The organism is Aeromonas sp. FDAARGOS 1416 (assembly GCF_019048085.1).
In the GTDB taxonomy this organism is placed as follows: domain Bacteria; phylum Pseudomonadota; class Gammaproteobacteria; order Enterobacterales; family Aeromonadaceae; genus Aeromonas; species Aeromonas veronii.
In genome coordinates this window covers 2696784-2721333 of sequence record NZ_CP077301.1, presented here as the reverse complement: position 1 = coordinate 2721333, position 24550 = coordinate 2696784, and the positions used below count along the sequence as shown (strand labels likewise).

Annotated in this window: 23 protein-coding genes; 14 read left to right on the top strand and 9 right to left on the bottom strand. The window is 59.2% G+C overall.

Annotated features, from left to right (window positions below):
- The first annotated feature begins 128 nt into the window (after positions 1 to 128).
- On the top strand, positions 129 to 1073 hold the full coding sequence (locus I6L46_RS12140) for a chemotaxis protein CheV (protein ID WP_005362471.1): 945 nt from the start codon (positions 129 to 131) through the stop codon (positions 1071 to 1073).
- Between the two features lie 91 nt (positions 1074 to 1164).
- Here I6L46_RS12140 and I6L46_RS12135 read toward each other — a convergent pair whose 3' ends face one another.
- Complete coding sequence (locus I6L46_RS12135) at positions 1165 to 1776, bottom strand: arylesterase (protein WP_216975677.1); 612 nt, start codon at positions 1774 to 1776, stop codon at positions 1165 to 1167.
- A gap of 56 nt (positions 1777 to 1832) precedes the next feature.
- On the opposite strand from I6L46_RS12135, the gene I6L46_RS12130 reads away from it, so the two are divergent.
- Positions 1833 to 2528 carry an ABC transporter ATP-binding protein gene (locus I6L46_RS12130; protein ID WP_216975676.1) on the top strand — a complete coding sequence of 232 codons (696 nt, stop codon included), beginning with the start codon at positions 1833 to 1835 and terminating at the stop codon, positions 2526 to 2528.
- 36 nt (positions 2529 to 2564) lie between these two features.
- A complete protein-coding gene (locus tag I6L46_RS12125; RefSeq protein ID WP_216975673.1) occupies positions 2565 to 5012 on the top strand; it encodes an ABC transporter permease in 2448 nt (815 codons plus the stop codon).
- A gap of 126 nt (positions 5013 to 5138) precedes the next feature.
- On the opposite strand, the gene I6L46_RS12120 is transcribed toward I6L46_RS12125, so the two are convergent.
- Positions 5139 to 6044, bottom strand: coding sequence for a TIGR01777 family oxidoreductase (locus I6L46_RS12120; protein ID WP_216975671.1), 906 nt, complete (start codon positions 6042 to 6044; stop codon positions 5139 to 5141).
- 253 nt (positions 6045 to 6297) lie between these two features.
- On the opposite strand from I6L46_RS12120, the gene I6L46_RS12115 reads away from it, so the two are divergent.
- The gene (locus I6L46_RS12115; RefSeq protein WP_216978047.1) at positions 6298 to 7827 is read left to right on the top strand and encodes a cyclic diguanylate phosphodiesterase; all 1530 of its coding nucleotides are present in this window, start codon (positions 6298 to 6300) and stop codon (positions 7825 to 7827) included.
- Positions 7828 to 7898: 71 nt separating this feature from the next.
- Here the strand turns inward: I6L46_RS12115 and I6L46_RS12110 are convergent, their stop codons facing one another.
- A complete protein-coding gene (locus I6L46_RS12110) occupies positions 7899 to 9080 on the bottom strand; it encodes a PLP-dependent aminotransferase family protein (protein WP_216975669.1) in 1182 nt (393 codons plus the stop codon).
- A gap of 349 nt (positions 9081 to 9429) precedes the next feature.
- Here I6L46_RS12110 and trmB point away from each other — a divergent pair, with 349 nt between their 5' ends.
- The 6 genes from trmB (at position 9430) to I6L46_RS12080 (ending at position 13883) form a co-directional block, all read left to right on the top strand.
- Positions 9430 to 10143: a tRNA (guanosine(46)-N7)-methyltransferase TrmB gene (gene trmB / locus I6L46_RS12105; RefSeq protein WP_216975667.1), complete on the top strand. Its 714-nt coding sequence runs from the start codon at positions 9430 to 9432 to the stop codon at positions 10141 to 10143.
- A 48-nt stretch (positions 10144 to 10191) separates the two neighbouring features.
- The gene (locus I6L46_RS12100; protein ID WP_216975665.1) at positions 10192 to 10524 is read left to right on the top strand and encodes a YggL family protein; all 333 of its coding nucleotides are present in this window, start codon (positions 10192 to 10194) and stop codon (positions 10522 to 10524) included.
- Between the two features lie 131 nt (positions 10525 to 10655).
- Complete coding sequence (gene glsB / locus I6L46_RS12095) at positions 10656 to 11576, top strand: glutaminase B (protein WP_033112739.1); 921 nt, start codon at positions 10656 to 10658, stop codon at positions 11574 to 11576.
- Between the two features lie 29 nt (positions 11577 to 11605).
- The gene (locus I6L46_RS12090; RefSeq protein WP_216975663.1) at positions 11606 to 12901 is read left to right on the top strand and encodes a sulfurtransferase; all 1296 of its coding nucleotides are present in this window, start codon (positions 11606 to 11608) and stop codon (positions 12899 to 12901) included.
- A gap of 203 nt (positions 12902 to 13104) precedes the next feature.
- The gene (locus I6L46_RS12085) at positions 13105 to 13314 is read left to right on the top strand and encodes a YgdI/YgdR family lipoprotein (protein ID WP_005335219.1); all 210 of its coding nucleotides are present in this window, start codon (positions 13105 to 13107) and stop codon (positions 13312 to 13314) included.
- Between the two features lie 167 nt (positions 13315 to 13481).
- Positions 13482 to 13883, top strand: a complete 402-nt coding sequence (locus tag I6L46_RS12080; protein WP_005348146.1) for a DUF2541 family protein — start codon at positions 13482 to 13484, stop codon at positions 13881 to 13883.
- An 83-nt stretch (positions 13884 to 13966) separates the two neighbouring features.
- Here the strand turns inward: I6L46_RS12080 and mog are convergent, their stop codons facing one another.
- Positions 13967 to 14497: a molybdopterin adenylyltransferase gene (gene mog, locus I6L46_RS12075; protein WP_005354170.1), complete on the bottom strand. Its 531-nt coding sequence runs from the start codon at positions 14495 to 14497 to the stop codon at positions 13967 to 13969.
- 393 nt (positions 14498 to 14890) lie between these two features.
- Here mog and I6L46_RS12070 point away from each other — a divergent pair, with 393 nt between their 5' ends.
- From I6L46_RS12070 to folA, 4 genes are all read left to right on the top strand, one after another.
- Positions 14891 to 15226 carry a DUF3135 domain-containing protein gene (locus I6L46_RS12070; protein ID WP_216975661.1) on the top strand — a complete coding sequence of 112 codons (336 nt, stop codon included), beginning with the start codon at positions 14891 to 14893 and terminating at the stop codon, positions 15224 to 15226.
- A 235-nt stretch (positions 15227 to 15461) separates the two neighbouring features.
- Complete coding sequence (locus tag I6L46_RS12065; protein ID WP_005348133.1) at positions 15462 to 16259, top strand: threonine/serine exporter family protein; 798 nt, start codon at positions 15462 to 15464, stop codon at positions 16257 to 16259.
- Positions 16256 to 16723: a threonine/serine exporter family protein gene (locus I6L46_RS12060; protein WP_026035076.1), complete on the top strand. Its 468-nt coding sequence runs from the start codon at positions 16256 to 16258 to the stop codon at positions 16721 to 16723. The genes I6L46_RS12065 and I6L46_RS12060 overlap by 4 nt, the downstream gene beginning before the upstream one ends.
- An 18-nt stretch (positions 16724 to 16741) precedes the next feature.
- The gene (gene folA, locus I6L46_RS12055; RefSeq protein WP_216975660.1) at positions 16742 to 17233 is read left to right on the top strand and encodes a type 3 dihydrofolate reductase; all 492 of its coding nucleotides are present in this window, start codon (positions 16742 to 16744) and stop codon (positions 17231 to 17233) included.
- Between the two features lie 79 nt (positions 17234 to 17312).
- Here folA and I6L46_RS12050 read toward each other — a convergent pair whose 3' ends face one another.
- The 5 genes from I6L46_RS12050 to prfB form a co-directional block, all read right to left on the bottom strand.
- On the bottom strand, positions 17313 to 18107 hold the full coding sequence (locus I6L46_RS12050) for a phosphoadenylyl-sulfate reductase (protein ID WP_216975658.1): 795 nt from the start codon (positions 18105 to 18107) through the stop codon (positions 17313 to 17315).
- Positions 18097 to 19821 carry an assimilatory sulfite reductase (NADPH) hemoprotein subunit gene (gene cysI / locus I6L46_RS12045; RefSeq protein ID WP_216975656.1) on the bottom strand — a complete coding sequence of 575 codons (1725 nt, stop codon included), beginning with the start codon at positions 19819 to 19821 and terminating at the stop codon, positions 18097 to 18099. Before cysI ends, I6L46_RS12050 begins: the two co-directional genes overlap by 11 nt.
- Complete coding sequence (locus tag I6L46_RS12040) at positions 19821 to 21611, bottom strand: assimilatory sulfite reductase (NADPH) flavoprotein subunit (protein WP_216978046.1); 1791 nt, start codon at positions 21609 to 21611, stop codon at positions 19821 to 19823. Before I6L46_RS12040 ends, cysI begins: the two co-directional genes overlap by 1 nt.
- Positions 21612 to 21837: 226 nt before the next feature.
- Positions 21838 to 23373, bottom strand: a complete 1536-nt coding sequence (gene lysS, locus I6L46_RS12035) for a lysine--tRNA ligase (RefSeq protein WP_216975654.1) — start codon at positions 23371 to 23373, stop codon at positions 21838 to 21840.
- A gap of 16 nt (positions 23374 to 23389) precedes the next feature.
- A protein-coding gene (prfB, locus tag I6L46_RS12030; RefSeq protein WP_100645262.1) for a peptide chain release factor 2 occupies positions 23390 to 24488 on the bottom strand; the annotation gives its coding sequence in 2 pieces (ribosomal slippage) (positions 23390 to 24412 and positions 24414 to 24488; 1098 coding nt in all).
- Positions 24489 to 24550 lie beyond the last annotated feature (62 nt).

Below are 24550 nucleotides of genomic sequence, written 5' to 3'. Positions count from 1 at the left end.
ATGAGATAAGTGAGGCTTCGGCCTCACTTTTTTTGTCTGGTTGGTCGCTCTGGTTGAAAATGCGCCTGCCTTTCCTGGCGGGCAGCCTCTATAATAGAGTCGATTAATAATCAGATGGATATCAGCGTATGGCGAGTATATTGGATTCCGTTGATCAACGAACTCAACTGGTGGGTGAAAACCGCCTCGAGTTGTTGATGTTTCGTCTCGGCACCCGTCAGATGTTCGCCATCAACGTCTTCAAGGTACGGGAAGTGGTCAAGTTGCCCCATCTGAGCAAGATGCCGGGCTCCCATCACAATATCAGCGGGGTGGCCAATATCCGCGGTACCTCGATCCCGGTGATCAACCTGCGTAGCGCCATCGGCATGCGACCCATGCCCATCGACAGTGAATCCAACCTCATCATCACCGAGTACAACCGCACTATTCAGGGCTTTCTGGTGGGGCAGGTGGCCAATATCGTCAACATGACCTGGAAGGATATCCTGCCGCCGCCGCGCTCCGCCGGGCGCGCCAACTACCTCACTGCCATCACCCGCATTCCCGAAGATGGAGTGGAGCAGATCGTCGAGATCATCGATGTGGAGAAGGTGCTGGCGGAGATCATCACCTATGACATCCGCATCTCCGAAGAGGTGCTGGATCGGGAGATCCTGCCCGAGATGCATGGCCGCAAAGTGCTGATCGTCGATGACTCCAGCACTGCCCGCAATCTGGTACGCGAGACCCTGGGCCAGCTTGGGCTTGAGGTGATCGAGTGTCAGGATGGTTTGCAGGCGCTGACCCTGCTCAAGGGGTGGTGCGATGCTGGCAAGAAGGTGACCGACGAGATCCTGCTGATGATCACCGATGCCGAAATGCCGGAGATGGACGGCTACCGCCTGACCCACGAGGTGCGCAGCGATCCGCGCATGTCTGACCTCTTTATCACCCTCAACACCTCCCTGAGCGGCAACTTCAACGAAGCCATGGTCAAGAAGGTGGGGTGCGACCGCTTTATCTCCAAATTCCAGCCCGACTTGCTGGTCGGCGTGGCCCAGGAGCGGTTGCGTCAGGTGCTGGAAAGCTGAGAAGTTGCCTGCCGGTTATGCTAAATCAATAACAACACATCCCGCTTCGGCGGGATGCTTGGTTATGGGATATTGGCGATAGACGGCGGGCTTATTGGCTGAGCAGCGGCTCCATAAAGCGGGCGACTTTATCGCGGATTTGGGGCTGGGCCGCCGAGGTGGGATGAATGCCATCGTTCATCATAAGTTCAGGGCGCAGCGCAATATCATCCATAAAGAAGGGCAGCAGCGGCAGATCGTTAGCCTGGGCCAACTCGGGAAAGATCTGCTCGAACTGGCGCAGATAGCGGGCACCGTAGTTGCGGGGCAGCTGGATCTGGGTCAACACCACACGGGTCTGCTGCTCCTTGGCGAGCGCGATCATGCTGGCCAGATTCTGGCGGGTAATGGTCGGTGCGAAGCCGCGCAGGCCGTCGTTGCCCCCCAGTTCGATCAGCAGCCAGTCCGGCTTGTGCTCCTTCAGCAGAGCGGGCAGACGGGCCAGCGCCCCTTGTGTCGTTTCACCGCTGATGCTGGCATTGAGCAGGGAGTGTTTGCCCCCCTCATCCTGCCATTTCTGGTTGAGCAGGGCGGGCCAGCTCTGCTCAACCTGCATCTGATAGCCGGCGCTCAGGCTGTCTCCCAGCACCAGCAGGGTTTGGGCCTGAGCCGACGAGAGCAGGCTGCCGAGGCCAACGAACAAGACAAACAGAATACGCACCATCAATTCAACTCCCGCTATGGATTGTCATCAAGGGATTGGAACAAAGGATACAGAGCATGAGTTCAACCCCCATTATTGTCGTCAAGGGCCTCAGCAAATCGGTTCGCCTCGGCCAGGAAAGCCTCACCATCCTTGAAGGGATCGATCTGCAAGTCAATAGCGGCGAGACGGTGGCACTGGTCGGCGCCTCCGGCTCCGGCAAGTCCACCCTGCTGGGGCTGCTGGCCGGGCTCGATCTGCCGAGTCTGGGAGACATCGAAATCCTCGGCAAATCCTTGGGCGAGCTGGATGAAGAGGGGCGGGCCAGATTGCGCGCCGAGCAGATCGGCTTTGTGTTCCAGTCGTTCCTGCTGCTCCCGACCATGACGGCGCTCGAGAATGTGATGCTGCCCGCCGAGCTGCGCGGCGAGCGTGATTGCGAACCAAGAGCTCGCGAGCTGCTGGCCGCGGTCGGGCTTGGCGAGCGGTTGCACCATCTGCCGCCACGGCTCTCCGGCGGTGAGCAGCAGCGGGTGGCCATCGCCCGTGCCTTTATGACCCGTCCAAGCCTGCTGCTGGCGGACGAGCCGACCGGCAACCTTGACAGCAAGACCGGCGAGAAGGTGATCGAGCTGCTGTTTGAACTCAATCGCAAGCACGGCACCACCCTGGTGGTAGTGACCCATGACCATCAGCTGGCCGAACGCTGCCAGCGGCAAGTGGTCATGACGGCGGGTCGGTTGGATCGCGAGGTGGCCCATGATGTGGTGTAACGGGGTGAGCTGTGGGTCAAGCGGGAGATGCAAGGGATGATGCAGTGGCGATTGGGATGGCGACTGCTGCGCCGGGAAGGTTTCAGCGGCGAGCTGCGCTGGTTTGTGCTGGCACTGGCCTTGAGCGTGGCGTGCGTCTTGAGTGTGGCATTGGTGGCGGATCGGCTTGATGCCGGACTCAAGGCGTCGGGCCGCGACTTTATCGGGGCTGATCGGGTGCTGCGCACCGCGGCCGCCCTGCCGGATGGCTGGCTGGCCCGAGCGAAGCAGGATGGCTTGGCGGTGCAGACCACCGTCAGCTTCAACAGCATGCTGTTTCACGGTGATGCGCTGCAGCTTGCCTCCATTCGGGCCGTGCCCGATGGTTTTCCCTTCTACGGCAAGCTCACTCTGGAACCTGCCCGCGCCCCGGCTCCCGGCGAGATCTGGCTCTCCGCCCGGGTGATGCAGCTGCTCAAGGCCAAAACGGGGGATGAGCTGGAGGTGGGCAATACGGTGCTCAAGGTGGCAGGCCTGCTTGGCGAGGAGCCGGATCAGGGCTTCAGCCCCTTCCTGCTGGCGCCGCGTGCGCTGATCCACAGTGCCGATATCGAGGCGACCGGTGCTCTGCTCCCCGGCAGCCGCCAGCAGTGGCGCTATCTGTTCAAGGGGCCGCGGGAATCGCTGGCCCGTTACGAGCAATGGTTGTTGCCGCAATTGCAGGCCGGACAGAAGTGGATCAAACCGGATGACAGCGAATCCCAAGTGGGTCGCTCGCTGGCCAATGCCGAGCGTTTCTTCCGGCTTGCCTCGCTAAGCGGGGTGTTGCTGGGGGCGTTGGCGATGGGGATTGCGGTGCGCCACTTTGCCGAGCGCCAGACCAATATGGTGGCGCTGCTCAAGACGCTGGGGGCATCACGTCGCTCGCTCTGGCAACTGATGGGAACCCTGCTGCTGTCGCTGACGCTGATCGGTGCGCTGCTGGGTCTGGTAGCGGGCACCGTCATGCAGTGGATCACCTTGCAACTGCTGGGGGACCTGTTGCCGCCGGATCTGCCGCCCCCATCCTGGCGTCCCTTTGCGCTGGGGGTGGCGGTGGCGCTCTTTATCACCCTGCTGCTCGCTTTTGTGCCCTTCTTGCGTCTGCTGAAGGTGCCGCCGCTGCGGGTATTGCGCCGGGAGCTGGAGGCGGGTATTCCCCCCTGGCTGGCCCTGCCGGTCGGCCTGTTCGGGCTGTTTGCGCTGGTCTGGGGCTTTACCGCCGATGTGCGGCTGGCGCTGGGGCTGGTGGGGGGCATGGGCTTGCTGATGGGGCTGTTGGCCCTGCTGGCAGCCCTGATGTTGCGGCTGGGGACGAAAGTGAGCGGACCTCATGCCTTGCGGCTGGCGCTGGCCCACCTGTCGCGCGAGCGCAGCAGCGGCCTGTTTCAGCTGGCGGGCTTTGCGCTGGCGCTGATGCTGTTTGGCTTGCTCTGGGCGGCCCGGGTCGATCTGCTGGATGAGTTTTCGGCTCGTCTTCCCGTCGATGCGCCCAACCGTTTTCTGGTCAATGTGGCCGAGAACGAGCGGGAGGGGATCCTGAGCGAACTGGCGGCAGCCGGGGCCACCACTTCCGATTTCTATCCCATGGTGCGTGGCCGGCTGACTCATATCGCCGGTGAGGCGGTGGGCGAGGGAGCGAGTAGTGGTCGTGAAGGGGTCGATCGGGAGCTTAACTTCACTACCACGGCGACCCTGCCAATCGACAATAAGCTGGTGGCCGGGAAATGGCTTGCCGGGCCCGGCGAGGTGTCGGTGGATAACGAGCTGGCCAAGCGGCTCGATATCAAACTGGGGGACATGCTCGCCTTTACCATCGAGGGGCGCAGCTTTGGCGCCAGGGTCACCAGTTTGCGCAGCATCAAGTGGGACAACATGCGCCCCAACTTCTACATGATCTTCTCCGAGGATCTGCTGGCACCCTTCTCCCGTACCTGGCTTGGTAGTTACCGATTGCCCGAGGCGGGGCGCTCTGCCGAGGTGGAGTTGATCCGCCGCCACCCCACGGTGAGTCTTATCGATGTGGATGACCTGATTGCGCGGCTCACTCAGGTATCGGAGCAGGTGAGCCGGGCGCTGGCGCTGATGCTGGGGCTGGTGACAGTGGCCGCACTGCTGGTGCTGCTGACCCAGACCCAGGCCAGCATGGCCCAGCGTCGGCGAGAACTGCTGCTTATGCGCACCCTGGGGGCCAGCAGCGAACTGCTGAAAAAGATGCTGCGTTGGGAGCTGGTGGCCAGTGGTGCGCTGGCGGGGCTCTGTGCCGCCATGGTGGTGGAGCTCTGCTCCTTTGGCCTGCAGTGGTGGTGGTTCGAGGGGCAGTGGCAGTTCCACTGGGCCATCTGGCTTGGCCTGCCAACGTTGGGGGCGCTGCTGGTGACGCTGGCGGGGCAGGGGATGCAGCGCCAGCTGCTGGCTGGCACCCTGAGCGATCGGCTGCGGGGGCTGGGTCAGGGACTATTGTAATCCTGCCAGCGCGAGCCGATGCCACTGAGTGCAATAGTGCAGCCACAATAAACAAGCAGCCCGGCCATTGGCCGGGCTGCTTGTTTATTGTGGCGCTGACGAGCGGACGCCGCGAGCGGGTGTGAGTTAGCGGGGCTCACGCAGCAGATTGGTGAGGGCGCTCGGCAGCTCGGGATAGCTGAAGTGAAAACCGGCCTGTTGCAGCCGTGCTGGTATCACCTTTTGTCCGGTCAGCAGCAGATCGGCCGCTTCACCCATCACCAGTTGCAACAGCGGCGCCGGGACGAAGAAGAGGTGTGGACGGTGCAGCGTGGTGGCAAGGGTCTGGCTGAACTCCCGGTTGCTGACCGGATGGGGCGCAGTGCCGTTGAAGATGCCGCTGCACTCTTCGTGATCCAGCAAGAACAGGATGGCGCGCACCAGATCCTGCACATGGATCCAGCTCATCATCTGGCTGCCTGACCCCATGGGGCCGCCGAGTCCGAGTCGGTAGGGAGGGAGCATTTTGGGCAGGGCGCCCCCATCCATGCCAAGCACCAGCCCGATCCGCACGATACAGACCCGTGTCTGGCGGCTCTGGGCCTCTTGCGCCAAGGTTTCCCACTGCTGGCAGAGCTGGTGGGTAAACTCGTCGTTGGGAGAGCGGCACTGCTCGTCGAGGGTTTCGGTGCCCTGTCTGCCATACCAGCCGATGGCGGAGGCGTTGATCAGCACCTTGGGCGGCGTGCTGGATAGCTTGATGAGATCCACCAGCTGCTCGGTCAACAGCCAGCGGCTATCGCAGAGCAGCTGTTTGCGCGACTCGCTCCAGCGTCCGGCGGCGATAGGTTCACCGGCCAGATTGATCACCGCATCCACGTCATTGAGGTCATCAAGCCGGTCGAGGTTATCCAATACCTTGATATCGTGGCCGAGCAGGGTGTAAGCGCGGCTCCCCTGTCTGCTCAATACCACGACCTCGTTATTGACCTTGAGATGGGCAACCAGCTTGCGGCCGATAAAGCCGGTCCCTCCGGTAATAAGAATCTTCATCGCTGCACGCTCCTGCTGCCGTTTGCTCTACTCTAATGGCGTCGTTCTCCTGCAACAAGTGGACGAGCTTGGCATGTGTTGTTCACTAGACTGGTTTTAACTCTATCTTTTTCTTACCAGATATTGTTCAACAATAGTTTGAATTGATTGATTTTTGTTGGGTGGAGATTTGTTGAACAATCGCTATTATGGCGACCCTTTTCGCCTGTCCAACGAGGCTGTCACCCATCATCCGAGCATCAAAGAGGCCGCCATGCCATTTCGTCGTTTGAAATTTCGCCAGCTTTACTCGAGGATTCTCTTGGCGCTGCTGATGGGGGGCGGGATCCTGCTGCTGGGGGTTGTTGCCGTTATCTGGCAGACGGTGACGGAGATAGAGCGTGATGCCGATTCACGGTTGCAGCATGCCCGTATGATGTTTGATCGCTCCATCGGCCATGCCCGGCAGGCGGCCATCAATGTGGAGGGGATGCTTGGTCACTCCTGCAAGGAGGCGGCACAACTGCTGCGCGAACAGGTGGCCACTGTGCCTGATGTCCGTTCCGCCAATCTGGCTGTCGGCAGCCACATCTACTGCACCTCGCTCTATGGTTACTACGATGGCCCCTTCAATCCTGACAGTTATGTGGATGGCAGGCTGCAACTGCTGCCTGGCAATGAGGTCACACCGGATCGCCCCTTGATCGTGCTGCGTCATGAAACGGACAAGGGGAGTGTGCTGATCGGTGTAGATGGCTACTACCTGCGCAATACCCTGGAGATCTCCAGCAAGAACTCCCCGATGGCTCTGGTGGTGGGGCAGAGGGCTCTGTTTGGTTCAGGCCAGGTCGGGGCGGCGCCCTCTCCGACAGAAGAGGGTTATATTGCCCTCGCTTCGGCCGATTTCCCCTATCAGGTCGTCACCCGGGTCACGGTACATGACTACTGGAGCCACGCATGGCGCTACTCCAGATATACCTTGTTCCTCTCTCCGCTGCTGGCGCTGCTGATTGGATTCGGCACCTTCAGGCTAATGAGGCGTAGCAGCTCACCAGCGGAAGAGCTCAAGCGGGCGTTGATCGAAGAGGAGTTTATCCCCTATCTGCAGCCGGTGGTCTCCGGTGAGGATGAGCAGTGGCGTGGCTGTGAGGTGCTGATGCGCTGGCAGCATCCCAAGCAGGGGATGATCTCGCCGGATCGCTTTATTCCGCTGGCGGAAGATAGCGGGCTGATCGTGCCCATGACCAGCTTGTTGATGGCCCAGGTGCGCGATCACTTCTCCCCTTATGCCCGCCAGTTGCCGGCAAAGTTCCATTTTTGCTTCAATATCAGCGCCAAGCACTTTCAGGATCTTGACCTGTTGGCTGACTGCAAGGCCTTTCTCGACGCGTTTAAGGACTATCCCGTTGATTTGGGGCTGGAGCTGACCGAGCGTGAACTGCTGGTAGCCGATGAGACAACCGCCCGGATGTTTGCCGAATTGCGTAAACTGGGCGTGTTGATCTCTATCGATGACTTTGGCACCGGTCACTCCAGTCTCACCTATCTGCAACAGTTTCAGGTCGATGCACTCAAGATTGATCGGAGCTTTGTGGAGATGATCGGCACGGATGCACTCTCCAGCCATATCGTTGAAAACGTGATTGATCTGGCGAAGCGACTTGAATTGATCCTGATCGCGGAGGGGGTCGAGAAGCAGCCGCAGGCGGACTACCTGCGGGCTCGCCACGTTGACTATCTGCAAGGGTATCGTTACAGCCGCCCCATCCCGATGAAGCAGTTTTGCAAGACCCTGTTTGGCTGAACGGTTGAATGGGGAGCATAAAAAAACCAGCGATCGCCGCTGGTTTTTTGTTGGTACCGTTTGTCTGACGATCAGAGCATGCGCTGGAGGGCGCGAGCCAGCCGCTTGACCCCCTCCTCGATGGTCACCTCATCGACGCAGGAGAAGCTCAGGCGCAGGGTGTTCTTGATCTCGGGGCGCACGTAGAAGGGGGCGCCGGGCACGAAAGCCACCTTCTCCTTGATCGCCTCGTCAAACAGCGCCATGGCACTGATGTGGGCTGGCAGGGTCAGCCAGAGGAACATGCCCCCTTCCGGTCGGGTGTAGCTGACGCCGGGCGGGCAGTGACGGGCCAACGCGGCCTCCATGGCTGCGCGCTGGCGGCCATAGACCTCCTTGATCTTCTCCAAGTGAGCGTCGAGGGAGTTGTCGGTCAGGAAGCGGTGCAGCACCTGCTGGCTGAAGGCGTTGCTGTGCAGATCGGTCGCCTGCTTGGCTATGGTCACCTTCTTGCGCAGCCAGTCCGGCATCACCATCCAGCCGAGCCGGAAGGCGGGCACCACGGTTTTCGAGAAGGAGCCGAGCAGCACGGTATTGTTTGGCGCCAGCTTGGCAATGGGGGGCAGATGCTCGCCCTCGAAGCGCAGCTCGCCGTAGGGATCATCTTCCACCATCAACAGCTCGTGGCGAACCAGTCGCTCGGCCAGTGCCTCGCGGTTGGCACGGCTATAGGAGACACCGCTCGGGTTCTGGAAGTTGGGCACGCCGTAGAGCAGCTTGGCATTGGAGCCGCTTGCCAGCAGCGCATCCAGCGCCGCCAGGTCCAGTCCCTCTTCTTCAAGGGTGATCGGCTTGAAGGTGGGCTGGTAGACAGAAAAGGCCTGAATAGCGCCAAGGTAACCCGGCTCTTCGATGATGAGATCCTGACCCTCGTCGATCAGCACCTTGCCCAGCAGATCCAGCGCCTGCTGGGAGCCGCTGGTGATGAGGATGTTGTCCGGATTGATCTGCATGCCGTGGCGGGCCAGATAGCGGTCGGCAATATATTGGCGCAGCGGGGCGAAGCCTTCGGTCGCCGCATATTGCAGGGCAGCAGCCCCCTGTTCGCGCAGTACATCCTGACAGGCCTGATCGATCGCCTTGACCGGAAACAGGTGGGGATTGGGCAGGCCACCAGCGAAGGAGATGATCTCCGGATTGGCGGCAACTTTGAGGATTTCACGGATAAAGGAAGGTTCAACCTTCTCGAAGCGCTGGGCAAAAAACGGCTGCATAGACAATTCTCTCGGCATGTGGGCGGTCGCTCCATTCGACCGCCAGGTTATCCGTTTGTATCAGATTTCAGAAATGAGGCAATGATTGTCACAAAAATCGCCAAAAAAGGGCTGGAACGACTCTACTGCGGATTATATTGGACGGTTAGTCGGTGTGGTGATGCCAGTGAGGGAGCAGGGAAGTGGATGGCCGGAATATTTGTTGCGCGAAACACTTGCGCCTTGGGCCTATCTTGGGATAATTCGCTCCCCTGTTTTCGCGGATCGATGAAATGCCGAGCCGCGAGCGGTCCCGCTCGGGATCGGACACAAGATGTATTACCCGGATTGATGAAATAACGAGACCATTATGCCTGTGACCCAAGATGTATTTAACGAAGACGGCAAGTTCATGCGCAAGATCCGCAGCTTTGTCCGTCGCGAAGGCCGCCTGACCAAAGGGCAGGAGAAGGCCCTGGAAGAGCTCTGGCCGGTCATGGGCATCGATTTTGAGCCAAAGCAGCTCGATCTGGTCGCGCTGTTTGGCCGCGAGGCACCTGTGGTGCTGGAGATCGGCTTTGGCATGGGCGCCTCTCTGGTGGAGATGGCCAAGAATGCCCCCGAGAAGAACTTCATCGGCATTGAAGTGCACTCCCCGGGCGTGGGCGCCTGTCTGGGCAGCGCTCAGGAAGCGGGTGTCACCAATCTGAAGGTGATCTGCCACGATGCGGTCGAGGTGCTGGAGCACATGATCCCGAACGGTTCACTCTCCTGCCTGCAGCTCTTCTTCCCGGACCCCTGGCACAAGAGCCGTCACCACAAGCGTCGCATCGTACAGCCTGCGTTTGCCCAGGATATTCGCCAGAAGCTGGCCATCGGTGGCGTGTTCCACATGGCTACCGACTGGGAAAACTATGCCGAGCATATGCTGGACGTGATGAGCGCCGCCGAGGGTTACGAGAACACCTCCGCCACCGGCAACTGGGTGCCGCGCCCTGACTGGCGCCCGCTGACCAAATTCGAGCAACGTGGCCATCGTCTGGGGCACGGGGTTTGGGATCTGATTTTCAAGCGTGTCAGCTGAGCTGGCACGTCAACACGCCTAGCGTATCAACTAACTTGAGGAGCTATCATGGCCAATCGTAGCCGCCGCCTGCGCAAGAAACTGCGCGTCGATGAATTCCAGGAAATGGGTTTCGACATCAGTTTCAACTTCCCGGTCGGCACTGCCGAAGAGACCATCGATGCGGTAGTCGATGCGATGATCGATGAGGTTGTTGAACCCCGTAAACTGGCTTTTGCCGGCTCCGGTCACCTGGCCTGGGAAGGGATGATCTGCACCCAGCAACTGGGCAAGTGTACCGAAGAAGACCGCGCTGCCGTCAAATCCTGGCTGGAAGACAAGGGGATGGAAGCTGTCGTGGTCACCGAACTGTTCGACCTCTGGTACGGCGAACCCGCCTGATACCAGACTCGCTGTGGCAGGCGATCCGGTGTCGACTGCCTGCCGCAGTCAGATAGACAAATCCCGCCACTGGCGGGATTTTTGTCAGTGGGGATGGGATCTCCACACCCGCATTAGTCATGGAATTGCTTATGGTGTTGTCATCCGAATTACTGGCCAGCATTCTGGAAGAGGTGCGCCCGCTACTGGGACACGGCAAGGTGGCCGACTATATTCCTGCGCTGGCGCAGGTGCCGGCCGACCGGCTCGGCATTGCGGTCTGTACCGTGGAGGGGGAGCTGTTCACTGCCGGTGACGCCTTCGAACCCTTCTCCATCCAGAGTATCTCCAAGGCCCTGAGCCTGACGCTGGCACTCACCCTCTATCAGGAGGAGGAGATTTGGGCCCGGGTTGGCAAGGAGCCTTCCGGCCAACCCTTCAACTCGCTGGTTCAGCTCGAGTTCGAGCAGGGGATACCCCGCAACCCCTTTATCAATGCCGGCGCTCTGGTGGTCAACGATCTGCTGGAGACCCGCCTCACTGCACCGCGTCAGCGTACTCTGGAGCTGGCTCGCCGCCTCTCCGGCAATCCGGCCATCATGGCAGATCAGGTCGTCGCCCGCTCCGAATATCAGCACTCGGCCCGCAACGCCGCCATTGCCTATCTGATGAAGGCCTATGGCAACTTCGAAAACGAAGTGGACAAGGTGTTGCAGAGCTATTTCAATGCCTGCGCCATCCGCATGAGTTGCGTTGATCTGGCGAGAACCTTTATCTATCTGGCCAACCGCGGCTTGCCGCTTGGTGAAACAACCCCGCTGCTGCCGGCGCGCACCACCAAACAGGTCAACGCCCTGCTCGCAACCTGCGGCCTCTATGACGAGGCGGGAGATTTTGCCTACCGGGTTGGCATGCCGGGCAAGTCCGGGGTCGGCGGTGGTATCGTGGCCCTGATCCCGGGAGAATTGTGCGTCTGTGTCTGGTCGCCCGAGCTTAACAAAGCGGGCAATTCGCTGGCAGGGACGGCAGCGCTGGAGTTATTGGCCGAGCGTCTGGGCCGCTCCATTTTTTAACCTTGTTCACTATGAATCGAGAAATCACCATGAAACGACATCTTCGCTTCTTGCAGGCCGCGCTGGCGACCTTGCTGCTCTGGTGTGCCCTGCCCACCTTTGCAGCCGAGTTGCCACCCCTTTCGCTGGCTGACGCCAAGGCCAAACAGGCGGTCATCCTGGATACCCGCGCCAGCTACTTCTATCAGGGGTGGCCCATGGAGGGCGAGAAGCAGGGCGGCCATGTGGCCGGCGCCGAGAACCTCTCCGCCGAGTGGAAATACCGTGATGCGGATTGGCCTGCCGCCCTTGCCACCAAGGGGCTGAAAGCCGATCGTCCGGTTGCGCTCTATGGTGCGCCGCGCGAAGTGGCCGAAGTGGCGCGCATGCTGCGCATGCAGGGCATAAAGCAGCTGTTCGAGCTGCAGGGTTGGCAAAGCGCCCCGCGCGAACACCTGGCTCGCTGGCAACAGCTGGTCTATCCGCGCTGGCTGCTCGACCTGCAGGAAGGCCGGCCGGTAGCTGCAGCGCCCAAGGGTGACTGGAAGCTGTTTGAAGTGGATTGGGGTTCACCCAAGGCCTATCTGCTGAGCCACATTCCGGGGGCGGGTTATATCGATACCAACCGTCTGGAAGAGGAGCCGCTGTGGAACAAGGTCTCTGACGAGGCGCTCAAGGCGCTGCTGCTGGAGAACGGCATCCGCCACGACACCACAGTGATCCTCTACGGTCGCAACACCATGGCGGCTGCCCGCGCTGCGCATCTGATGATGTATGCTGGCGTGGAAGATGTCCGCCTGCTGGACGGCGGCCTGGATGCCTGGTTTATCCAGCACCTGCGCACCGAAACCGGCCTGCCCAACAAATATGAGCCGGTGAAGGATTTTGGCGTGGCCATTCCGGCTCACCCCGAGTACTACACCACGCTAAGTCAGGCGAAAGAACTGCTCAAGCAGCCCGATAGCGCGCTGGTCAGCGTACGTACCTGGGACGAGTTTGTCGGCAACACCTCCGGCTACAGCTACATCAAGCCGAAGGGCGATATCCCGGGGGCCAAGTGGGGTCATGGTGGTGTCGATGCCAACAGCATGAGCGACTTCCATAACCCGGACGGCACCATGAAGCCGGCCCGCGAGATCCTCGCCATGTGGAATGAGTGGAACATCGAGCCGACCCAGCAGGCCGCTTTTTATTGCGGTACCGGCTGGCGTGCCTCCGAAGCCTTCTTCTACGCCTGGCTGATGGACTGGAAGCGGATCAGCGTCTACGACGGCGGCTGGTACGAGTGGAGTTCCGATCCCAAGAACCCGACCGTGACCGGTGAGCGCCAGCCTGCCAAGTCATGATTGCGTTCTTGCGTTGAAAAGAAGAGGCCGGACAGAGATGTCCGGCCTTTTTCATTGCGCTCGCCACCCGGCCAGATAACTAGGCTAAGTCGCTGATTATTGACGGCGATCCCGCTTTGCTCATCGCACCATCCCGTGCCGTGCGATTGAACTAGGCTTCAAGAAACATCCTCGTGGTGAGGATGATCGCAGAAGAGGCCGCAATGAAAAAACTGATGATGATCCTGGTGTGTGCCCTGGGGCTGGTGGCATGCAGCTCCCAATACATCATGAGCACCAAGGATGGCAAGATGATCACCACAGAGAGCAAACCCAAGCTGGACGAGAGTACCGGCATGTATCGCTATTACGATCATGAAGGACGCGAAGTGATGATCAAGAAAGATGACGTGACCCAAATCATGGAGCGCTAAGCGCTCTCTTGCCGCAAGGGCCGCTATCTGCGGCTCTTCTCTTTTTGCCGAAAAGTCGTGCTGTTTTCTCTGTTGATCCCCGCACATTCGCAGCAAATTCAGCCGTGATACAGCTTCCGTTATGGTTTAACCCTTATCATCACACTCCATTTTTTATTGGAGGTGTTATGTCCTTGATGTCTATCTGGAATTCCCGTTTTTCTGCACGCAGCTTGCTGGGTGGTGTCTTGCTGGTGGTGGCGTCAGCCAGCCATGCCGGTGACGATCAGTTCACGCTGGGGCGGACTATTTTACTGGGAGCCGGTGATCATGGTGCGACAATTCCTTTGGTGATTTGCCGTCAGACCAAATATATCAAGGTGAAGGCGGAGCGTGATTTGACCCTGGATCGGGTGGTGGTGACCTATGGTGGTGATCGTACCAAGACCATTCGTTTCGATCGGGAAATGAGCAGTGATAAAGAGACCGAGTGGAAATCACTGGGCTCGCGCCGTTGTGTGAAAAAAATCGAAGTGTACGGTAATTCAGAGCGCAGCAAAGCGGGCGTAAAAGTATTCGGCCGCAAATAATTGATGCAGTTTTTCTGCGCAAACAGATGAGTTAAAAATAATGGCGAGCCGTGGCTCGCCATTATTTTTTATGGTCGGGTTCGCTATTTTTTCGGCCTAAACGGCTTGATGACAGTTTCATCGCACTCGAGATACGGCCCTTCCATCAAATCGATACAGTAGGGGATGGCGGGGAAGACTGCATCCAGACATTCGCGGATTGATTTGGGCTTGCCTGGCAGATTGACGATCAGGGTATCGTCGCGCAGCCCGGCAGTCTGGCGCGATAGAATGGCGGTTGGCACAAACTTGAGGGATTCGGCCCGCATCAGCTCGCCAAAGCCCGGCATCATGCGATCACACACCGCCTCGGTCGCTTCCGGCGTGACATCCCGCTTGGCCGGACCGGTGCCGCCTGTGGTGACGATGAGACAGCACTGCTCCTCATCCGCCAGCCGGATCAGGGTCGCTTCAATCTGATCCTGCTCATCGGGGATCACCTGATAGACAGGTTCCCACTCCGAGGTCAGATAAGCGTTCAGGGTGTCGATGATGGCCTTGCCGGAGAGGTCTTCATAGATGCCCGCGCTGGCGCGATCGCTGACGGTGACGATACCGATTTTTGCCTTGCTCATGGTCTGCTCTTGAATGTCCGATAAAAGTGGCAATTAAAATAACATAATCAGTGGGATATGTTAAACCGTCAGGAGATGACGCGGGTCGGTGAGGGAAGAATAAAGTGTCGAATGAAGCAAAATAAGGCCACCCGGATTTTTATTTGCAATAAAAAACAGAAAATCACAACCTAAAATGTATAAGTGTTTTATCTCGCCTGAATTAAAAACAATCGCTTGTTTCCAAACACAATTAAAATAGATAGACACCCTCGTAGTGACCATTGTCCGATTTAATCCCCAGTGGATGGATTGAACCCTTTTTAGCCGCGTCGTATATACAGATTTATATGGCTGGGACGTGATGGTGTGGTACCGCAGTGTGTTGCCAGCAATAGTCGCCAAGGAGGGCATATGGAGTTGCCTGATTTTGACACCCTGAAGGAGTTGGCTGCGAGTGAGCCCTCCCGGCTGGATGCGATTCTGGAGCAGCAGATCGACCAGTTGATGGCCCGTGCGAGCCCCGATCAGCAGCGCCGTCTGCGCGGGTTGCAGTTCAAGATTGATGGTCAGCGCCGTCTGGCGAAAAACAATCTTGATAGCTGTATCCGGATTACCAACATGATGCGGGAATCTTTTTATTTGATGCGCAGCGAAATGAGCCAGTTCAGAGAAGAGGGGGACTCTCCGCCTGAAAGCGATGGCAGTGGTAAAATAATCCGTCTGGCGGACTATCGACGTCGCAAATAATCTGCAATAACCCCCTTGAATGATATTTCAGCTAAATCGGTGAGGCCATAATAAAGGAGATTCCTGGCGACCTGATTGTTATGGTTTTTAATGTTAGTCGTAATGTATTTGTGATGTAATTTCTTTTCTCCTTCTTGTAATAACTAATTAGTCAGGTTGTGATAGGGGTGGATGAATAACAGTAAAAGTTAGGCTAATATGGCCGAAATTTTTATTGCTACGACTCGAAGGGATTATGAGAAGTATCACACCAAGACGGGTGTTGTCGCGGGAGCAACAGACAGAGATCACCCGCATTATCGTCAAGGTGGGTCAGATGTTGGCCCAGTTCGGGGCGGAGAGCCGGATCATAGAGCAGACCACGGTGCGGCTGGGGATGGCGCTGGGGCTGGAGAGTGTCGAAATGGCCATCTCTTCCAGTGCCATCGTGCTCACCAGTCTCTATCAGGGGGGTTGCGTCACCACTACCCGGCGGGTGCGCGAACATGGCATCAATATGCAGGTGGTGTGCGAGATCCAGCGGATCTGCATCATGGCGGAAAAAGAGCTGATCGGTGCCCGTGAAGTGCGCCAGCGCCTCGAAGCCATCGTTCCCTTCCACTATCACCCCTGGCTGGTGGTACCCATGGTGGGGCTCTCCTGTGGCGCCTTTAGCCTGCTGTTTGGCGGTGACTGGCCCATCTTCCTGGTGACCTGCTTCTCATCTGCCGTGGCGATGCGGGTGCGCCAGTTGATGGCTCGCCATCACCACAGCCCGCTCATCAACTTTGCCGCCACCGGCTTTATTGCCACCCTGCTCTCCTCCAGCGCCACCTTCTTCAATTGGGGTGACCAGCCCTATCTCGCCATGGCGGCCAGCGTGCTGCTGCTGGTGCCGGGCTTTCCGCTGATCAATGCGGTCTCCGACATGGTGAAGGGCTACTTCAACATGGGGCTGGCCCGCTGGGGGACCGCGACCCTGCTGACCATCAGCGCCGCGATAGGCATCATTCTCGCCATGTCGGTCACGGGGATCTGGGGGTGGAAAGTATGATGGATTTGCTCTGGCTACTGGCCAAGGATGCCTTCTGGTCCTCCATTCCGGCGGTGGGGTTTGCCATGCTGTTCAACGTGCCGCCACGGATGCTGAAGTATTGCGCCATGGGCGGCGCGCTGGCTCACAGCTTGCGTACCCTGCTGATCCACTATGGCATGCCCATCGAGTGGGCGACGCTGGCGGCGGCGACTACGGTCGGCTTTGTCTGCGTCTACTGGTCGCGCCGTCTGCTGGCACCGCGTCCGGTGTTCAGCGTTGCCTCCATCATTCCGATGATCCCGGGCAGTTATGCGTTCAAAACCATGATTGCGGTGGTAGAGCTCAATATCAACGGCGTGACCATGGAGTTGATCCAGAGTGCGGTGGAGAACGGCCTCAAGGCGCTGTTTATCGTCGGTGCCCTCAGTTTCGGTTTGGCGATCCCCTCTCTGGTCGTGTACCGTAACCGCCCCATAATCTGACAGATGGTGAGAGGCCCCATGAAGATTTCCATGATTGCCGCCATGGCCCACGACAGGGTGATAGGCAAGGACAACCAGATGCCCTGGCATCTGCCTGCCGATCTGGCCCACTTCAAGCGGGTCACCCTCGGTAAACCGGTATTGATGGGGCGCAAAACCTTCGAATCCATCGGTCGACCGCTGCCCGGACGGCGCAATCTGGTGATCAGTCGCAATCCCGACTATCAGGTCGAGAGCATTGAGGTGGTGGGCTCCGTCGAGGCGGCGCTGGCGCTGTTGGCAGGCAGCTCGGTGGAGGAGTTGATGGTGATCGGTGGTGGTCATCTCTATGCCGAGATGTTGCCGAGTGCGGATTGCCTCTATCTGACGCAAATCGATCTGGCGGTGGAGGGAGATACCCGTTTCCCTGCTTTTGATGATGGCCAGTGGCAACGGATTGAGTGCGAGAGCCACCCTGCCGATGAGAAGAACCCGCACCCCTATAGCTTCGAGACCTGGCAGCGCCGCTGACGGACGAATGCTAATGGGCAAATAACAACAAGGGCATCTTCGGATGCCCTTGTTGTTCTGTTGGGTTTTCAAGACGGGATTAGATGCCTGAGCCGTCGTTCTCGCCATTTTCCTCGTGCAAACCGCACTCGCGTTTGAGGCCGAAGAAGCGGGTCTGCTCCTCGCTCATGCCGGGCTCCCACTTGGCGGTGGTGTGGACATCGCCCACCGAGAGATAACCCTGCTCCCACAGCGGGTGGTAGGGGAGGTCGAACTCTTTGAGGTAGTAGTGCACATCCTTGTTGCTCCAGTCGATCACCGGCAGGAACTTGAAACGGCCGCGCTGGATGCCCAGCACCGGCAGCTTGCCACGGCTGCCGGACTGCTCCCGGCGCAGGCCGGAGAACCAGGTCTGGGCCCCCAGCTCACGCAGGGCGCGGTCCATCGGCTCCACCTTGTTGAGCTGGTTGTAGCGGGTGATCCCCTCTACCCCCTTCTCCCACAGGAGGCCAAAGCGCGCCTCCTGCCAGGCCGGGCTGAGCTCGGCTCGATAGATCTTCAGGTTGAGCGCGAGACGTTCGGTCAGCTCGTCGATGAAACGGTAGGTCTCCGGGAACAGATAACCGGTATCGGTCAGCACCACGGGCACGTCGGCCCGCTCGCGGCTTACCAGATGGAGCATCAGTGCCGCCTGAATGCCGAAGCTGGATGAGAGCACATGCTCCCCCGGCAGATTGGCCAGGGCCCAGCGCACCCGTTCTGGGGCGCTCATGGTATCCAGCTCGCGGTTGAGGGGCGCGAGTGCCTCGACTTGCTCCTCACGGCCGAGGGCCAGCAGTGACTGCAGGTCAAGGCGGCCATCTTCAGTGACATTAAGCGGCAGATTAAGCGGCATAGAAGTCCCTCGCAGAATCGATAACGGGCGCAATCACCCCAACCCGGATCACGAAGTCGCCAAAGCATTCGCCCTGATTGCGCTCGGTGGCCCAGCGGCCGATCAGTGCGTCCAGTTCGGCCAAAATCTGCGGTTCGGTGATGTTCTCCTGATAGAGGCGCGGAATGCGGGTGCCTTCCAGGTTGCCCCCCAGATGCAGGTTGTAGCGGCCCGGTGCCTTGCCCACCAGACCTACTTCGGCCAGCATGGCGCGGCCGCAGCCGTTGGGGCAACCGGTGACCCGGAAGATGATGGCGTCATCCGTCAGCCCATGTTTGGTGAGCAAGCCCTCGATGTCGGTGACAAACGCCGGCAGCATGCGCTCGGCCTCGGCCATCGCTAGCGGGCAGGTAGGCAGTGCCACACAAGCCATGGACTGCTTGCGCTGCTCACTCACGCCGTCATCCAGCAGGCCGTACTGGCGTGCCAGCCCTTCGATGCGGGCTTTCTCGCTGGCAGGCACCCCTGCGATGATCAGGTTCTGGTTGGCGGTCAGGCGAAAATCCCCCTGATGCACCTTGGCGATCTCCAGCATGCCGGTTTTGAGCGGCTTGCCCGGTAAGTCCAGCAGGCGGCCATTCTCGATAAACAGGGTGAGGTGATGCTTGCCGTCGATCCCCTCGACCCAACCGAAGCGATCGCCACGGCTGGTGAACTCATAGGGGCGAACCGGCCCGAACTGGATGCCAGCGCGGCTCTCCACCTCGGCCTTGAAGGCTTCGACGCCGACACGCTCGAGGGTGTACTTGGTCTTGGCGTTCTTGCGGTTGACCCGGTTGCCCCAGTCGCGCTGGGTGCTGACTACGGCGGCCGCCACCTCCAGCACGTGGGATAGCGGAATAAAGCCAAAGTCGCTCGCCTTGCGCGGGTAGGTGCTGGTGTCGCCGTGGGTCATGGCCAGCCCGCCGCCCACCAGCACGTTGAAGCCCACCAGCTTGCCATGCTCGGCGATCGCCACGAAGTTGAGATCGTTGGCGTGGATATCCACGTCGTTGTGGGGCGGGATCACCACAGTGGTCTTGAATTTGCGCGGCAGGTAGTTGGAACCCAGGATCGGCTCCTCATCCTGCCCCAGTTTTTCACCGTCCAGCCAGATCTCCACGTAGGCGCGGGTCTTGGGCAGCAGGTGCTCGGAGATCTTCTTGGCCCACTCGTAGGCCTCCTGATGCAGTTCGGACTCCACCGGGTTGCTGGTGCAGAGCACGTTGCGGTTCACGTCGCCGGCGGTGGCGATGGAATCGATGCCGGTGCTGCTCAGGGTCTTATGCATCAGCTTGATGTCGCGCTTCAATACCCCGTGGAACTGGAAGGTCTGTCGGGTGGTCAGGCGGATGCTGCCGTAGAGGCTGTGCTCTTCGGCGAACTTGTCGATGATCTGCCACTGGGCCGGGGTGATGATCCCACCCGGCAGGCGGGCACGCAGCATGACGTTGTGCAGCGGCTCCAGCTTCTGGGCGGCGCGCTCCGGGCGGATGTCGCGGTCATCCTGCTGGTACATGCCGTGAAAGCGGATCAGCTGAAAGTTGTCGCCGTTAAAGCCGCCGGTGAGCGGGTCCTGCAGATCCTGCTCTATGGTGCCGCGCAGAAAGTTGCTTTCGCGTTTCAGACGTTCGTTGTCGGCCAGCGGCCCTTCGACCGGTCCCGCTTTTGGGTGAGAAAGAGGTTGTTTGCTCATCAATAGACATCCCTTTGATAACGTTTGGCACGACGCAATTCGCTCAAATACTCTTCTGCTTCCTCACGACTCTTGTGGCCGTGTTCGGCAATCACATCCAGCAGGGCCTCCTGCACATCCTTGGCCATCTTGTTGGCGTCACCACACACATAGAAGTGAGCGCCTGCTTCCAGCCACTGGTAGAGCTCCTGGCCCGCTTCACGCAGACGGTCCTGCACATAAATCTTGTTGGCCTGATCCCGGCTGAAGGCTAGCGAGATCTTCGACAGCAGCCCCGATTTCACATAACGCTGCCACTCCACCTGATAGAGGAAATCCTGGGTAAAGTGGGGGTTGCCGAAGAAGAGCCAGTTCTTGCCCTCGGCACCTTGGGCTTCCCGCTCCTGCATAAAGGCGCGGAACGGGGCGATGCCGGTGCCCGGGCCCACCATGATGACGGGGGTGTCGGGGTTTTGCGGCAGGCGGAAGTTGTCGTTGTGCTCGACGAATACCCGCACCTCGCCATCCTCAATCAGCCGATCCGCCAGATAGGAGGAGGCTGCGCCAGAGCGCACAGTGCCATCTTCCTGCGGGTAACGCACCACCCCGACGGTCAGGTGCACCTCCTCTTCCACCTCGCTCTGGGCGGAGGCGATGGAATATAGGCGCGGGGTGAGGGGGCGCAGCAGCCTGATCAGCTGCTCGGCCGTGAGGGCGGTCGGGAAGCGTTTGAGCACATCCACCACCTGGGCAGAGGCGACCAGTGCATTGACCTGGGCCTTGTCGCCAGCCAGATCTTTCAGCGCTGCGTTGTCCGATATATCAGCGAGCCCTGTGATAAAGCCGCCGTGCAGCCGGGTCAGTTCGAAGTGACCGGTCAGTGCGGTGTGCAAGGTGCCGTGGGCTGTGGCTTCATCACCAGAGAGGCCGGTCAGGGCCAGCACTTCGCCCACCAGTTCGGCGTCATTGTCGAACCAGACACCGAGGGCATCCCCCGGCTGATAGGTGAGGCCTGAGTCGGCCAGATTGATCTCGATATGGCGGATATCCTTGGTGGAATCTCGGCCGGTGATCTTCTGATTGACCGACAGGCGTGCAGGGAAGGGGTTCTCCTTGCTGTACTGGCTGTGGCCAACCGCCTGCTGCACCGCGCTGGCTACGCTGTTGCTGGCAGCACCGATAGAGAGCGTCGCTGCAATGGCATTGAGTGCCTGCTCGCCCCAACTCTTGGCCGCATCCTGATAATCCACATCAAGGCTCGCGAGCTCATAAATCCGCTCAGCCCCAGCGGTGGCGAGGAAGCTGTCAAAATCTTTGCCGGTCTGGCAGAAAAATTCGTAGGAGCTGTCACCCAGCCCCAGCACCGCGAACTTGAGCCCGTCCAGCTTGCCAAGTTTGCCTTTTTTAAGCTGCTCGAACAGATCGACGGCGCTCTCCGGCGGTTCACCCTCCCCGTAAGTGCTCACTACCACCAGCAGGTGGCTCTCTTTCTTGAGCTGCTTGGGTTTGTAGTCGGCCATCGACGCTAGGGTGACCGGTAGACCGCGTGCCTCGGCCTGCGCCTTGATGGCAGTGGCGACCCCTTTGGCGTTGCCGGTCTGGGAGCCGTAGAGAATGGTCAGGCTGCCGCTGGGCGCAGCCACGGCGGCGCTGGCTGCAACGCTCTGCTGACCGGTCTGGGAGAGGCCGTAGAGATATCCGCTCACCCAGGCCAGTTGCTGGGTATTGAGGGTCGAGAGTACCTGACCCAACTGACGTTGCTGCTCGTCAGAGAGAGGGGAGAGGTTGAATGGGGAATCCTTCAATTGCATCACACGCGTCTTCCATGGTCTGATTTTTGGCCAGATTAAAGGGCGTGTTGTCTAACAACAAAGAATAAAAATATCTTCTTTATTCCATTATTGAATTTATAAAGTGATTTGGTGGTAAAGGAGATAGAAAAACGCCCCGCAGTCGCGGGGCGTTTTTATTGGCTATCACGCTCGGGATTGACCCAAGGGATGTAGCTGACTTCTGTGGGCCTTACTTCTGCGGATCTTACTTTTGTGGACGTAAGGCCGGGAACAGAATGACGTCACGGATAGTGTGGCTGTTGGTGAACAGCATCACCAGACGGTCGATACCGATACCCTGACCGGCAGTCGGCGGCAGGCCGTGCTCCAGCGCGGTGACGAAGTCGGCGTCGTAGAACATGGCTTCGTCGTCGCCTGCTTCTTTCTGATCAACCTGATCCTGGAAGCGCTTGGCCTGGTCTTCTGCATCGTTCAGCTCGGAGAAGCCGTTGGCCAGCTCGCGGCCACCGATGAAGAACTCGAAGCGGTCGGTTACATCCGGGTTCACGTCGTTGCGGCGAGCCAGCGGAGAAACGGCGGCCGGGTACTCGGTGATGAAGGTCGGTTGCAGCAGCATGTGCTCCACGGTCTCTTCGAAGATCGCGGTGATCACGTGGCCCAGTTCCCAGCCCTTCATCAGCTCGATGTGCAGACGCTTGGCAACGGCCTTGGCGCTCTCCAGGGTAGCCAGATCGTCCAGAGTTACGTCCGGGTTGAACTTCAGGATGGACTCGACCATGGTGAGGCGCTGGAACGGCTGACCGAAATCGATGGTCAGGCCCTCTTCGCCCTCTTTGGCGTAACGGATCTTGGTGTCGCCCAGAATGTCCTGCGCCAGGGTGCGCAGCAGCTCTTCGGTCAGGTCCATCAGATCGATGTAGTCGGCGTAGGCCATGTAGAACTCGATCATGGTGAACTCGGGGTTGTGACGAACCGAGATACCTTCGTTACGGAAGTTGCGGTTGATCTCGTAGACACGCTCGAAACCACCGACCACCAGACGCTTCAGATAGAGCTCCGGAGCGATACGCAGGTACATGTCGATGTCCAGCGCATTGTGGTGAGTGACGAACGGACGCGCGGAGGCACCACCCGGGATGACTTGCATCATCGGGGTTTCCACTTCCATGAAGCGCTTTTCGTTGAAGAACTTGCGGATACCGGCAACCACCTGGGTGCGGATCATGAAGGTCTTGCGAGACTCTTCGTTGGCGATCAGATCCAGGTAGCGCTGGCGGCAGCGAGCTTCCTGGTCGGTCAGGCCTTTGTGCTTCTCGGGCAGCGGACGCAGCGCCTTGGTCAGCAGGCGGATATCGGAAACGTGAACGGAGAGCTCACCGGTCTGGGTCTTGAACAGGGTACCTTCGACACCCACGATGTCGCCCAGATCCCACTTCTTGAACTGCTCGTTGTAGAAACCTTCCGGCAGGTCGTCACGGGTGACGTAGACCTGGATCTTGCCGGCCATGTCCTGCAGGGTGGCGAAAGAAGCCTTGCCCATGATCCGGCGGGTCATGATGCGACCGGCAATCTTCACCCGTTTACCCAGGCTCGTCAGCTCCTCGGCGCTCTTGTCGTCGAACTCTGCGTGCAGATCGCCAGAGAGGCTGTCGCGACGGAAGTCGTTGGGGAAAGGATTACCCTGGGCGCGCAGGGCGGCCAGCTTGGAACGACGCTCGGTCATCTCGTTGTTGAGTTCGAGAGTGTGGTCGACTTCCGGAGTGATGGTTTGTTCAGACATGGTGATTCCTGCTTGTTTACAGACCTGATTTCAGGCTGGCTTCGATAAACTTGTCCAAGTCACCGTCGAGCACCGATTGGGTATTACGGGTTTCGACGCCGGTGCGCAGATCCTTGATACGGGAGTCATCCAGCACATAGGAACGGATCTGGCTGCCCCAACCGATATCAGACTTGGTCTCTTCCAGGGCTTGTTTCTCAGCGTTCTGCTTCTGAATTTCCAGCTCGTAGAGCTTGGCTTTCAGCTGCTTCATACACTGGTCTTTGTTTTTGTGCTGGGAACGGTCGTTCTGGCACTGTACCACGACACCGGTCGGAACGTGGGTAATACGCACCGCGGATTCGGTTCGGTTAACGTGCTGACCACCGGCACCGGAGGCGCGGTAGACGTCGATCCGCAGATCCGCCGGGTTGATTTCGATATCGATATCGTCGTCGATCTCGGGGTAGACGAACACAGAACAGAAGGAGGTGTGACGGCGGCCACCGGAATCGAACGGAGACTTGCGAACCAGACGGTGTACGCCGGTTTCGGTACGCAGCCAGCCGAATGCATATTCGCCGGTGAACTTGATGGTGGCGGATTTGATACCAGCCACGTCGCCTTCGGAGCATTCAATCAGCTCGGGCTTGTAGCCGTGGGCATCGCCCCAGCGCAGGTACATGCGCAGCACCATGTTGGCCCAATCCTGCGCTTCGGTACCACCGGAGCCGGACTGGATGTCGATATAGCAGTCGGAGCCGTCGTGCTGGCCGGAGAACATGCGGCGGAACTCGAGGTCCACCAGCTTGGCTTCCAGTTGCTCGGATTCGGCGATAGCTTCGTTGAAGGTCTCTTCGTCTTCCCCTTCCACGGCCAGGCTCACCAGCATCTCGACGTCATCCACGCCCTGGGTCAGGGTGTCGATGGTGCCGACCACGTTTTCCAGCGCGACGCGCTCTTTGCCCAGCGCCTGTGCGCGCTCGGGTTCATTCCATACATCCGGCTGTTCCAGCTCGGCGTTGACCTCTTCTAGACGCTCTTTCTTGGCGTCATAGTCAAAGGTACCCCCTAAGAAGCTCGGTCCGCTCAGACAGCTCCTTAAGTTTATTTAATACGGGATTAACTTCGAACATCGTGAAAACTCTCAGGGTCGATGTGATTTAAAAACGGGATATTCTAGCCAATTGTGGAAGGA